10 protein-coding genes and 1 pseudogene are annotated in these 12,215 nt (G+C 68.4%); 4 read left to right on the forward strand and 7 right to left on the reverse strand.

What is annotated here, in order from left to right:
• Positions 1 to 378: 378 nt before the first annotated feature.
• Both ABZ862_RS37720 and ABZ862_RS37725 read left to right on the forward strand, forming a co-directional pair.
• Positions 379 to 1,632 (forward strand): IS110 family transposase, encoded by a 1,254-nt coding sequence (locus tag ABZ862_RS37720; protein WP_360968927.1) that lies wholly within the window; start codon positions 379 to 381, stop codon positions 1,630 to 1,632.
• A 609-nt stretch (positions 1,633 to 2,241) separates the two neighbouring features.
• Positions 2,242 to 2,766, forward strand: coding sequence for a glucosaminidase domain-containing protein (locus tag ABZ862_RS37725; protein ID WP_360968930.1), 525 nt, complete (start codon positions 2,242 to 2,244; stop codon positions 2,764 to 2,766).
• Positions 2,767 to 3,045: 279 nt separating this feature from the next.
• Here the strand turns inward: ABZ862_RS37725 and ABZ862_RS37730 are convergent, their stop codons facing one another.
• The 7 genes from ABZ862_RS37730 to ABZ862_RS37760 form a co-directional block, all read right to left on the reverse strand.
• On the reverse strand, positions 3,046 to 4,146 hold the full coding sequence (locus tag ABZ862_RS37730) for a LacI family DNA-binding transcriptional regulator (RefSeq protein WP_360968933.1): 1,101 nt from the start codon (positions 4,144 to 4,146) through the stop codon (positions 3,046 to 3,048).
• Positions 4,147 to 4,181: 35 nt separating this feature from the next.
• On the reverse strand, positions 4,182 to 5,729 hold the full coding sequence (locus tag ABZ862_RS37735) for an amidohydrolase family protein (protein WP_360968935.1): 1,548 nt from the start codon (positions 5,727 to 5,729) through the stop codon (positions 4,182 to 4,184).
• Positions 5,726 to 7,225, reverse strand: a complete 1,500-nt coding sequence (locus tag ABZ862_RS37740; RefSeq protein ID WP_360968938.1) for a Na+/H+ antiporter NhaC family protein — start codon at positions 7,223 to 7,225, stop codon at positions 5,726 to 5,728. Before ABZ862_RS37740 ends, ABZ862_RS37735 begins: the two co-directional genes overlap by 4 nt.
• A 3-nt stretch (positions 7,226 to 7,228) precedes the next feature.
• Positions 7,229 to 8,089 (reverse strand): PfkB family carbohydrate kinase, encoded by an 861-nt coding sequence (locus tag ABZ862_RS37745; protein ID WP_360968940.1) that lies wholly within the window; start codon positions 8,087 to 8,089, stop codon positions 7,229 to 7,231.
• 20 nt (positions 8,090 to 8,109) lie between these two features.
• On the reverse strand, positions 8,110 to 9,123 hold the full coding sequence (locus ABZ862_RS37750) for an SIS domain-containing protein (RefSeq protein ID WP_360968943.1): 1,014 nt from the start codon (positions 9,121 to 9,123) through the stop codon (positions 8,110 to 8,112).
• Between the two features lie 247 nt (positions 9,124 to 9,370).
• The gene (locus tag ABZ862_RS37755) at positions 9,371 to 9,631 is read right to left on the reverse strand and encodes a hypothetical protein (RefSeq protein ID WP_360968945.1); all 261 of its coding nucleotides are present in this window, start codon (positions 9,629 to 9,631) and stop codon (positions 9,371 to 9,373) included.
• A 340-nt stretch (positions 9,632 to 9,971) separates the two neighbouring features.
• Entirely contained in the window at positions 9,972 to 10,766 is a 795-nt protein-coding gene (locus tag ABZ862_RS37760) for an effector-associated domain EAD1-containing protein (protein ID WP_360968947.1), read from the reverse strand.
• A 296-nt stretch (positions 10,767 to 11,062) separates the two neighbouring features.
• On the opposite strand from ABZ862_RS37760, the gene ABZ862_RS37765 reads away from it, so the two are divergent.
• Together ABZ862_RS37765 and ABZ862_RS37770 are read left to right on the forward strand one after the other, a co-directional pair.
• Positions 11,063 to 11,434 carry a hypothetical protein gene (locus tag ABZ862_RS37765; RefSeq protein WP_360968950.1) on the forward strand — a complete coding sequence of 124 codons (372 nt, stop codon included), beginning with the start codon at positions 11,063 to 11,065 and terminating at the stop codon, positions 11,432 to 11,434.
• A 184-nt stretch (positions 11,435 to 11,618) separates the two neighbouring features.
• Positions 11,619 to 12,215, forward strand: a pseudogene (locus tag ABZ862_RS37770) (transposase family protein); the annotation flags it as partial.

Raw genomic sequence — 12,215 nt, forward strand, 5'->3', positions numbered from 1 at the left:
CCCGCTTTTCCTGCTCCTTGGGCGTCAGCCCGCCACCATGCGCGTACCGCATGACGACGTCGTACCGCAACGATCAAGAACCGTCACGGGCCACCGGACTCCGCGAGTTCAACCTGAGTAAGATTCCCGACAGGTTCACCAGGCCGCTGCGCTGGCCTCCTCGGTGGAGGGAAAATGGGGTTGGGTGCCCGGTAAGCCGATGACTCTTTGATGCCGGTGAGCTCGACCGACAGGATGGCGATGGGGATCTGCTAGCGGACTTCGGTTTGCGCCACGGCTTCGGCCCGGAGCGCGCGTGTCAGATTCAGCGACTTCCCGGATCCCTCCGGGCACCCGTCCGATCGGTGCGCGTGGGAGGGATACCGCGGTGGCCAGGACGTGAAGGACGAAGTCATCTATCTACGGGCGGCGGGGCTGGACCTGGGCAAGCGGTTCCTGGTGGCCTGCGTGCGCACCCCGGCCGTGTCCCGGGCGGAGACCTGGTCGCTGGAGACGGAGCGGTTCGAGACCACTGCGGCCGAGATACGGCGGCTGCTGGCGTGGCTGCTCGAGCGCCGGGTGGAGGTGGTGGTCTTGGAGGCCACCTCGGACTACTGGCGGCACCTCTACTACACACTGCAGCCGCAGCTGAACCTCATGCTGGTCAACCCCGCCCACCTCAAGGGCATCCGGGGCCGCAAGAGCGACCCCAGCGACGCGGCCTTCCTGGCCCGGGCCGGCGCGTCGGGGATGGTGATGGGCTCGTTCGTGCCCCGGCGCGAGATTCGCGAGCTGCGTGATCTGACGCGGTGTCGCACCGAGGTGATCACGTCCCGGGGCCGGGAGGCCCAGCGGCTGGAGAAGGAACTGGAGGACACCGGGATGAAGCTGTCCTCAGTGATCAGCGACATCACCGGGGCCACCGGACGGGCCATCATCAACGCCTTGATCCAGGGGGAGCGCGACCCGGGGACGCTGGCCGACCTCGCCGTGCGCCGGGCCCGCAGCAAGATCCCGGCCCTGGTCGAGGCGCTGGAGGGCACCTTCACCGAGCACCACGCCTTTATGTGCCGCCACTACCTCGACGAGCTCGACCACCTGACCGCGGTGGTCGAGCATCTCGACGCCCGCATCGCCGCGCTCCTGGCCTGTCTGAGCAGGGACCAGGACGTGGACCGCCTCGACGCCATCCCCGGCATCGGCCGCGCCGCTGCCCGGATCATCATCGCCGAGACCGGCGGCGACATGGCCCAGTTCGCCACCGCCGGACACCTCGCCTCCTGGATCGGGGTCTGCCCGGGAATGAACGAATCCGCCGGCGTCAACAAGTCCGGCCGTACCTGGCCGGACAACAGCAGCCTCAAGCGCTTACTCGGCGTCGCCGCGATGGCCGTGAGCCGGAGCAAGGACACCTATCTCAGCACGTACTACCGGCGCATCGCTTCGCGCCGCGGCAGCCTTCGGGCCCTGGTCGTGGTCATGCACAAGCTCGCCATCGCGATCTGGCACGTCCTGCACGACAAGACCGACTACCACGACCTGGGAGCCGACTACTTCACCCGCCGCGACCCCGAACGCGCGATGCGCCGCATGACCAAGGAAGCCAACCGCCTCGGCCTGACCATCCGCTTCGAACCCATCCAGGCGACCTGACCTGCACGAAGCCTTTATTTTCGTGTCAGAGTCAAGCCGAGAGGCATCACCCTGACGAACCAGAATGCAGCAGGAGTTGGCAGAGAGAGTCCGCGCGATTTGCTCAGCCTCGTAACATCCCATATCATCGAAATTGCATGGACTATGCACTGACGGAAGCGCAGGATCGGGTGAGACGCAATGTCCTCCCCTCAACTGACAATCCCGTGAGCATGCAATGTCCCAGGCGAGACAGGGGCCGCGGACAACGGTTTCATCTTGGCTGTTTCCTGGTTCGCCATTGCGATCTCTGAGGTCACTCGCAGCACCAGGATGACACAGCGCCCCCAGCACAGTGGTCATGGAATTGGTCAGCGCACTGACACTCATTCTCCACGTCGGCCTGCCTTGCTCGACACCGCCATCCACTTTGACGAAGGCGAATGCTGAGCAACAGACGTCGCTGCTGGGTGCGGTCGCGGCTCCGGCTACCGTCGCAGTGGCCTTCCGCCGGCAGGAACCGCCGTCCGCCGTGAGCGCCGCCTGGGTCCCAGTACGCGTTCCGGCGGGAACATCCACCGCTGCAGCGAAATCCAGCACCTTCGCCCGCAGCGTTGCACATCACACTTCATGGAGCATGAAATGCCAAAACTGACGACGGCACAGCAATCCTTCCTCGGCAAAGCCATCAGCGCAGCCCAGGCCACACAGACGGAATTCCAGGTGCCGGTCTCCGTCACGGTCGCTCAGGCCATTCTGGAGAGCGCGTGGGGCACACACCACATAGGCGGCGCCAACAACTACTTCGGGATAAAGGCTCAGACACGGAACGGTCAAGTGACGTGGGGTTCCATCGCAACCGGATTTGTCACAGTACCTACCCGCGAGGTGATCAACGGTCACGACGTGACAGTCCAGGCACACTTCCGATCATACAAATCGATGACGGATTCCTTCCGTGACCACGGCTCATTCCTGCGGAAGAACTCCAACTACGCGGCGGCGTTCAAAACAACGGACGGCATCGCCTTTGCGCGGGCCGTGGCCGCTGGTCACTACGCTACGGACCCGCATTACGCGGAACTCCTCGTGAGGATCATCCGGGAGCAGAATCTCCAGCCGCACGACCGTTTCCACATGCCCAGCCATTCTTGATCTCCTGAACGCGGCAGGCCCTCGGCGCGACGAACGCCTCGCCTGCCACTCCGCGTTCGTCACCATCCGCACCCCGCCATCAGCCAGCTCGCCGCCCAGGTCCGCCTCTCAACACACCCACGACATCCCAGGCCAGCACGCACCCGACACACCGACGAACCCACCTCCGAGCGTTACGTACACCCGTGAACTGCTCGCGGCGATCCCCGGTGACCGCGCCGCCGCTCCCGCCGCGGAGACCACCCCGAGGTGAGGACCACGGTCACATGACCCGTGCCTTCAGGCCCGCGGTGCCGCGACGGAGGCGCGGACGAGGATGTCCGCGGGGAGCACGACCGTGCCGGTGGGTTCGGCGGCGTCCGGACCGGTGTCCGCACCGGTCTTCGCCATGAGGGCGAGCAGTATGCGGGCCGCGTGCCGCCCCATGTCGACGGCCGGCTGCCGTACGACGCTCAGCGGCGGGTCGGTCAGGTCAGTCCACGGTGCGTCGTCGAACGCGACGACCGAGACGTCCTCGGGGCAGCGCAGACCGTGGTCGCGCAGGCGGCGCAGGGTGGTGAGGGTGGCGTCGGACTCCGTGGTGACCAGGGCGGTGGGCGGGTCGTCGAGAGTCAGCATGGACGCGGTGGCTCGGGGCGCGTCCGCGAGCGTCGCGGGGCGTGGCGCCACCAGACGCTCGTCGACCTCCAGGCCGGCGGCGGCGAGGGCGTCGCGGTAGCCCTCGAAGCGCTCGCCGATGGTGGAGAGAGTGTCACCCGGCGGTCCGGTCGGGTGGTCGCCGACGGCAGGTCCCCACACCAGGCCGATGCGCCGGTGACCGGCGTCGAGCAGCAACTGGGTGGCGGCGCGCGCCGCCGCGACGTTGTCGAGCACGACCGCGGGGGCTTCGAACCGCCGCAGCACACGGTCGACCAGCACGACCGGCACTCCGAGGGTCCGCGCGGCCTCCAGGTGCAGGACCGGGTGGTCGACGCCTGCGGTGCTGGCCACGATGATGCCGTCGACCTGTTTGCGCACGAGGGCCTCGATGATCTCGGCCTCGGTGACCACGTCCTCGTCGGTGCTGGCGACCAGGCAGTCGATCTCCTCGGTGTGCATCTGGTCGGAGATGCCCCGGGTCACGGCGCCGAAGAACGGGTTGGAGACGTCGCCGACGACGACCCCGACCGTCCGGGTCACCCCGGTGGACATGCTCCAGGCGAGGGCGTTGGGACGGTAGCCGAGGCGGCGGGCGGCCTCCTCCACCTTCCGGCGCATCTCGGGACTGACCGACCCGTAGTCGCCGAGCGCCCGCGCGGCGCTCGCCCGTCCGACGCCGGCCTCGGCGGCGACCTCGGAGATGGTGGGGAAAGAGGTTCTGCGGGGACGACCGGGCGGCATGCGGTACACCCTACCGGCCGGTCGTCCCCGCTCGTTCACGCCCGGTGGACCACTTCTCCACCGGCGATCGTGGCCGTGACCTGCACCTGAGTGAGCTCGTCGGGCGAGGCTCCCAGGAGGTCGTGCGAGAACACGGCCAGGTCGGCGCGCAGGCCGGGCGCCAGCGTCCCGACCCGGCCGGCGGTGCCGCGCGCCCTGGCGCCTCCCACGGTCCACGCCCTCACCACCTCGGCGGCGGGCAGCGCCTCCTCGGGGCACCAGCCGTCCGGCGGCGAGCCGTCGGTGAACCGGCGGTGGGTCGCCGCGCGGATCGCGTCGGGCAGGCTCGGCCAGAACAGGGGCAGGTCCGTCCCGCTGCTGAGCGACACACCGCTGCGGGCCATGGTGGCGAACCGGTTGAGCCCCCGGCCGGCCGGCCCGAGCAGCGCCTCCGCGGGGCAGTCCTCCGCGCTCGGGAAGAGCCCGAGGAACTGGGGGTAGACCTCGAAGGTGAGGCCCAGTGCCCCGGCCCGCGCCGCGTCCGCCGGATCGACGAAGCTCAGGTCGGACAGGGAGTGCCGGGGCCCGACGGGGTGCCCGGCGGCGGCGAGCCGCTCGAAGACGGTGACGGCCCAGCGTGCCGCGCCGTCACCGTCCACGTTGAGTCCGAGGGCGAACCCCGCCTCGACGACCCTCCGCGCGGCCTCCTCCAGGGCCTCGTAGTCCGGAAGTTCGGTGCCCGCACCCGGCAGTCCGGGGTAGCCGCCGAGCATATGACCGGTGCCGTCCACCCACACGCCGTCGGTCATCAGCTTGAACCCGTGGAACTGCAACAGCGGGTCCCGGCACTCCGCACTCGCGCGTCGCCCGAACTCCAGGTCGACCGGCCGCCGCACCGGCTGGGAGGCGAACGCCAGCCGCAGCCGGAGAGTGCCCTCCGCCCGCATCTGCCGCAGCACCGGCAGGGCCCCGAGGTAGTCGTCGAAGGCGATGTCCTTGACCGAGACCACGCCCCGGCGGAACAGCTCGTCCTGCGCGGTGCCGTAGACCTCACGGACGAGGCCGGCATCGGTGAACGCGTCCGCGAACACGGGGGCGAGCGCCTCGTTGGAGATCGGCCCGGGCAAAATCGCGTACCGCCGTGCGGCGGTGCCGTTCTGCCAGAGGAGCGCCCGGTCGGCGTCCCAGACGACGACGGTTCGCCCGTCCGGGGCGGAGCCGAGCGCGGCGGCGAGGGCGTCGCCCGTGCCGCGCCAGCCGCTGCCCAGCACCGGGACGGGTGCGGGGTGGGAGTCCGCGGCCTTGACCAGCCGCGCCGCGGCTTCGGCGGGGTCGTCCGTGCCGGCCAGGTCGACCGCGAGGTGGTCGGGGACCGTACCGGTGAGGAACACGTGGTTGTCGTGCAGACCCGCGCAGACCAGCCCCTCGCCCGCGTCCACCACCTCGGTGCGCGGCCCGCACCACTCGGCGCCGTCACCGGGGCCGACGGCGGTGATCGTGGCACCGCTGACGGCCACGTGGCCGTGGGTAGCGGTGGGACCGGTGCCCGTGAACAGGTTCCGGGAGCGGACGAGCAGGTCCGCTGCATCGTGTGCGGCGCTCATGCCATCACCACCCCGGCGACCAGGTAGGCGACGGCGGCCAGCACCCACGCGATCGCCTGGTAGGGCAGGTTCGTCAGCCAGTGCTGGAAGACCTTCGTCCGGGTCGTGAACGTGTTGAGCAGACCGACGTCGGAGGTGATGCAGGAGGTCGCACCCCACAGGCCGGCCGAGATGAGCGCGGCGATCACCAGGTTGGGGTTCGCGTCGGCCTGCTGGGCGAGGGGGATGACCACGGGCAGCGCCAGCAGGTACAGGCTCCAGTTCAGGGTGACGAGAAACTCGGTGATCCCGAACAGTACGAAGATCAGCACGGGCAGCAGGGCCGCGGGGACGTTGCCCGACACCCGGGAGACGACGAACTTGGTGAACCCGAGGTCGTCGAGGGCGGCCACGAACACGAACGCCAGGCTCATGATCAGGGCGAGGGACAGCATGTCCTTCATACCCTCGATCACGGTGTCGAGGTAGCCCTCCGGCGTGAACAGCTTCTGGGCGACGAACGCGACCGCCGCCAGCGCGAGCGTGATGAGCAGCGATATCTGGATGGACCCGGTCCACAGGGTGAAGGTCACCAGCAGCGCGAGCGCGAGGAAGAAGTTGATCAGTCGCGGCCGGCGGCCCTCGCCCACCGTCTGCTCCGCCTCGGCCTCGGCCGGGTCGACCGTCATGTGCCTGCGCATCGCGCCCAGCGGCGGGATGACGCCGACCGCCGCGAGGAACCCGACCAGCAGGGCGGCCATCGGGTAGAACATGAACGGGATCAGCTGGGCGTACCCGGCGACCTCGTCGCCCGCCTTGACGTGGCCGTTGATGACCAGCAGGCCCGCCACGAACACCGAACCGGTCGCGAGCGGGTTGAACGCGGACCCCGGGATCGCTCCGGTGCGGATGAGGTAGGCGGTGAACAGCCGCGAACGGCCGACGCGCTCGTTGGCGCCGGACATCGCGGCGCCGGTCGTCGAGATCGACAGGTACCCGTCCTGCGAGAGGAAGAGGGACGCGAGCAGCGTCGTGATCGACGCAGCGCGGCCGGTCTTCGCGAGACCCGCGACCCACTCACCGAACCGGGCGGACAGGCCCGACCTCTCCAGCACGGCCACCAGGCCGCCGATGCTCAGCAGCGTGATGATGAGCCAGAGGTTGTCGTGGTTGGTGAGCTGCTTGAACAGGGTGTCGTTGTAGGTGGTCATGAAGCCCCAGCCGTGCGTCATGAAGACCGCCAGGGCGCTGCCCCAGACGAAACCCTCGACGACCCGCTGGGTGATGAGGACGAACACGAACAGCATCACCGGAGGCAGCAGGCTCCAGGCGCCGTGCACATCGGTCCCCGCGAGGGCGGTGACGACGAGCGCGATCAGGAGCAGGCCGTAGGCGCACTGGTCCCGGCGGGACGCCAGGCGCCGCCAGCCGGTGGGGGTCGGAACCTCCGGCGCGGGCGCATCGCCGGCGGGGGTGGGGGCGGTGGTGGTCGAGTCGACGACGTTGTCGCTGGCCATGGGCTAGTAGCTCCGTCCGTGCCGGAAGGCACCTTCTGTGCGGGTCTGGAGGGCGGCGAACTGCGACGCGGCGAGCAGCGCCTTGCCGAGGTCGCCCGGTGCCGGGAGGCGGTCGTGCGACCAGCCGGCGGCATGGGCGTGCACGAGGAACGCGGCGACGAACGAGTCACCGCAGCCCATCGTGTCGACGGCGGGGCCGCCGGGGTCGTAGGCCTGCTGCCGCACCAGACGCTCTCCGTCCCAGAGGATGGAGCCCTGGGCACCGAGCGTACCGAGTGCGAGCCGGGTGCCCCGGACGACCGCGCGCCGGAGGGTCGCGACGAGGGCTTCGTCGTCCCCCTCCGCGCCGGAGAAAAGCGCGAGATCGAGGTGCGGGCACAGCCGGTCGAGCTGTTCGTCGGTGCGCCCCTCCGCCTCCTCGGAGAAGTCGAACGTCAGCAGCGGACCGCGGCCCGCGAGCTTCACGAGTTCGTCGGCGGTGCCCGCGTAGACGCCGGAATGCACGATGTCGAACCGCTCCGCGGCCCACTCGGCCGTCTCCTCGTCGAACACGTACGGCTCGGCCAGGGCGACGCCGCCTTCGTTCCAGCCCAGGAACGTGCGGTCGCCGTCGATCACCTCGACCTCCGCCCAGCCGGTCTCACCGTGGCGGGTGACACTGCGGTCGTAGGAGACGCCCTCCTCGGTCAGGGTGGCCCTCAGGTGGTCGGCCAGATCGTCGTCGCCGAAGACGCCCAGGTAGGCGGCCTCGGCGCCCAGCTGCCGGGCGAAAACGGCGACGTTCACGGCGTTGCCGCCGGGGTAGTAGACGCGTCGGTCGACGAACTTGTCGATGAAGTTGTCGCCGAGTCCCAGGATGCGCATGGTGCCGGTCCCCGGGCCGCTCAGTACTCGACCGTGCGGTAGTAGCGGCGCAGGTCCAACGAGTGGTCGCGGACACGCTCCAGGTGAACGCTCAGCCGGTTGCACGCAGCGCCCATCACCGTCGGGGAGAGCAGGTCGCGGAACCGCTCGTCGATGCCCTCCAGCGCGTAGGTCCGGGTGTCGAGCACCGTGACGGCGTCGCTGTACTGCTCGGCGAACCGCAGCACGCGGTCCATCAGCGGGCGGGAGCGGTCCTCTCCGAACAGCAGCAGCAGGCTGGTGTCCCGTTCGATCAGCTCCAGCGAGCCGTGGAAGAACTCGGCGCCGTGCACCCGGGTGGTGTGCAGCCACTGCATCTCCTCCAGGACGCACATCGAGTAGTTGTACGCCTGGCCCCACAGGTTTCCGGCGCCCACGAGGAAGTGGTAACCGGTGTCCTTGTGCCGCTCGGCGAACTGCTCCGCGACCGGGTCGGTGACGCGGTGCACGTCGAGCAGGACGTCGGGCAGCGTCTTCGCCTGCGCCGCGAGGTCGTCCCAGCCGTCGAGCTCGCCGCGCAGCGCCAGAAGGCGGGTGACGAGCAGCATGATCTGGATGTTGCAGGACTCGGCGGCGGTCGAGTTGTCCGCCTCGTTCACGAGGACGTGCGCGGACGCCTCGGCGAGCGGCGTCCCGGCGAATCCGGTCAGCCCGATGACGGTGGCGCCACGGTCCCGGCACCACTCCGCCGCCGCCACGGTCTCCTGGGTCGTGCCCGACAGCGAGGAGAACACCGCGACGGTGCACTCGCCCACGGTCGGGTCGCCCAGCAGCACCAGCTCCGCGGCGACGGCCGCGCGCACCGGCATCGTCGAGCGCTCGTGCGCCATGGACTCGTAGGCGAGCATCACGCCGTACGAGCCGCCGGAGCCGACGAGGAGCAGGTTGTCGTAGCCGGCCGCGTGCACGGCGTCCGTGATCTCCACGACGGCGGGGATGGTCGCGACGGCGCCGCCGACGACGTCGCGGTAGGTGGTCTCGTCGAGTCCTAGCACAGGGGTCTTCCTTTTCTCCGAGCGGGACGAGAGGAGCACGCCCGCTTTTGATACCGGTATCAGACACCATGATTGATACCGGTATCAAGACCCGGACGGCCCCTTGTTCCGCCGGGTGGTTCTTGGCATGGGCCGGCCGGCACGTCAGGCGCGGTGACCGGGAACGCGGGGGCAACCCGACGGGCGGGTACCGGACAGGGCCCCGCCCGTACCATCTGTCGCGAACAACCGGACGGTCCGCGGGCCGTCAGGTCCCGCCGAGGAGACCCAGGGAGCACTGGGCGAGCCGGGAGACGGTCAGCTCCTGCAACCTGGTCTCGGCCGCGGGCAGTTGCTCCAGGGACAGCATGCCGAGCAGGCGGCCGGCGGCCGGGGCGAGGGCGTCCGTGGCCGCGCCGACGGGGACGGGCAGGCGTCGGCCGTGCGCGGTGAGGGCCAGGACCGGGCCGAGCAGGGGCGTCGGGGCGGTGGCGCAGCGGCAGGTCCTTGACTTGGCCGGGTCAGCCACGCGAGGGCGCGGGCGGCTCGCTCCGGGTGCCGGCAGGCAGGGGCCAGGTCGTTCGGGTCGGCCGTGGCGATCGCGGTGGCGGCGTCGACCTCGGCCGGGGTGAGGTGGCAGGCGACCTGCTGTTCGTCGGTGTCCCCCGGTGACGGGTTCGGGCCATATCTCACGTTGAAGGCGGCGAGGCGTCGAAGGACCGGTCATGAGGGTCCAACACACGCTGAGTAGGTCACCTCGACCAATCACGCGCCGGCCCTGACCGTATAAAACAGTGCACCCACGCAGGCAGCGTGGGTGCTTTGATTTCCGGGACCTCATGCCCCGATCTACATCTGGTGGCGAGCGTCTACTTCGTGATCGTAAAGATCGCTAGTCCGCTCGCACCGCGAGTATGCCTTTCACTGCTCGTGACGACGACGTTCAGTTTTCCCCCGGCACAGCAGATTTCAGGGTCGACTGTAACGGATGCCTTCACTGTGCCGGTTGAATCAGCAGACCACGGAGTTCCTGCTCCGTACGGCCCCAGAAATTTTTGAAGGTGTTCGCCATTCTGCAACTCTACCGTGACCGGCTCATTGCTTTGAAAACCCGGTGCTACCACGTCGATAGTAGTTCCTACTGGCCCCGAACTCGGCGTAATGCTCACCGTCTTCCGAGCGGCTTCTATATATTCGGAAGGAGCATTCGAGGTTGGGCCGCTCAAGGTGCTCGCAGAGGCACTCGCTGATGCGCTCGCCTTAGAATCGCTCGGCGAGTCATCTTTCATTAGCCCGAACAACCCAGTGACCGTCGCTGCGATGATTGCACCCAGTGCGGTTATCGCTGCGCATACGATGAGCACCTTTTGACTCGTTGTCAAAGGCTCGTGTATCGGCGGCGGCTGCGGGTCAGGGGGGTTCTGGCCAATCTGGAGGCTCGGGTATTTGAGTCGAACGACAGCGAGAATTTTCTCTCGCCCGTCCACCATTACACCGTTTTCAAGTTCCCTGCTGATTTCGTACCAGAAAGATTGCGGTGATCGAAAAGCAGGGATATGCCCCGTAGGGAACCCGGCTCTATCCAGCAGTTCATACACGTCGTCAGCTCGCTTATAGCGCTTGCTTAACGCGGCCTGCTCATCCTCGCTGAAGCCTGCCAACATCTCTCCTTGAACCCTGCGCAAGCCTTTGGCATATGCCGTCACGCTGGCGGTACGTGATCATGGTTTCTTGATCGCATCCGCCAAGCGAACGCGATCTGGAGCATCTTAGCGAGGCGTCTGTCGGCTTGAGCCCATATGATCCAAAATCTCGCAACAACGCTCTAGATAGCGTCACTTACTGATCGTTTCAGAATGCCGTTCTGCGGAGACGCTGGCGGCCCCATGGAACAATCCCTTCAGCTGCGGGCTCAGGGGGATGACGCCGTATGGAACGGGTTGGGGCTGCACGAGACCTCGTGCTCGGTTACGTCCACGCTCTGAACGCGATTGACGAGGCCATGAGGGTGGCCATCCCCTCACTGGAGCGACTGGCGGATGTCCTGGGCCTGGCTCGGTCGCGCCGGATCAGCCGGAGCGATCACATCGGCGCCTACTCCTACACGGTTCATGGGGCAGGCTGCGGCTTCGTCAGCGACAACGGCTGCGAGGTCGATGTGGACTTTGCAGCCGACGGGAGCGAGGTTTTCGACCTCTGGCGGTTGCGCCGGTACGGGCTGAGCCTGCCGGAGGCTGTTGACGTCACGGATGAGGACCTGCGCTCCGCAGTGCGGTCGCTGGAGCCGCTTCTGACCGAGGTGCGGCCCGGGTGGTTCAGCGTAGCCAACTGAGCTTCTTCGAGCGGGCCACCGTTCGGGTGACGGTCCGCGAAGCGCAACGAGCGAGGCCCCCGGGCAGTTGATGGAGATGTCTGACGTCTCAACCACGCTGCTCGGGGGCCTCGTTGGTCATCTATCCTACCGCACTCGACCTGCCGCACTCGACCTGCCGCATGCGCTCGTGGAGTGGGTCACCATGCTGATCGTCACCCGTGAGGGGGACCGACGCTGCAAGCTCCGACCGTCCCAGCGCGCGATGGTGGCACTGGTGTACCTGCGCGAGCACACCACCCTGGCGAAGATCGCTGCCGGGTTCGGGATCGGTGAGTCCACCGCCCACGCCTGCACCAGCGCGGTTGTCCGCCTCCTCGCCGAACGCGCACCGGGCCTGCTGAAGGTCCTGCGCGAGCACGATCCGGACTTCGTCCTGCCGGACGGCACGCTCGCCGAGTGCGACCGGGTCGGCGACGGACGGGCCGACCACTCCCACAAGCACCGCCGGCACGGGGTGAACGTGCAGGTGGTCACCGATCCCGACGGTCGGCTGCTGTGGCTCTCGCCCGCGCTGCCGGGCCGAGCGCATGATCTGACCGCGGCCCGCGCACACCGGATCATCCGGATCTGCGAGCGCCAGGGCATCCCTCTCCTGGCCGATCTCGCCTACCAGGGTGGCGGTCCCTGGCTGACCACCGGCATTAAGAAGCCATCTCATTTGGCTGGGTAGGCTGGCGGTCGTGGTCTCGATCATTGAGCGGTTGGTGCCGGATGAGTTGTGGGAGCTGTTCCAGCGGGT

It is taken from the genome of Streptomyces sp. NPDC047000 (genome assembly GCF_040644295.1).
GTDB lineage: Bacteria > Actinomycetota > Actinomycetes > Streptomycetales > Streptomycetaceae > Streptomyces.

Bases quoted from the DNA above. Each gene is read 5' to 3' on its own strand.
- ABZ862_RS37725 (WP_360968930.1), top strand. From the start codon at position 2,242: ATGGAGCATGAAATGCCAAAACTGACGACGGCACAGCAATCCTTCCTC.
- ABZ862_RS37730 (WP_360968933.1), bottom strand. From the start codon at position 4,146: ATGCCGCCCGGTCGTCCCCGCAGAACCTCTTTCCCCACCATCTCCGAG.
- ABZ862_RS37735 (WP_360968935.1), bottom strand. From the start codon at position 5,729: ATGAGCGCCGCACACGATGCAGCGGACCTGCTCGTCCGCTCCCGGAAC.
- ABZ862_RS37740 (WP_360968938.1), bottom strand. From the start codon at position 7,225: ATGGCCAGCGACAACGTCGTCGACTCGACCACCACCGCCCCCACCCCC.
- ABZ862_RS37745 (WP_360968940.1), bottom strand. From the start codon at position 8,089: ATGCGCATCCTGGGACTCGGCGACAACTTCATCGACAAGTTCGTCGAC.
- ABZ862_RS37760 (WP_360968947.1), bottom strand. From the start codon at position 10,766: ATGTTGGCAGGCTTCAGCGAGGATGAGCAGGCCGCGTTAAGCAAGCGC.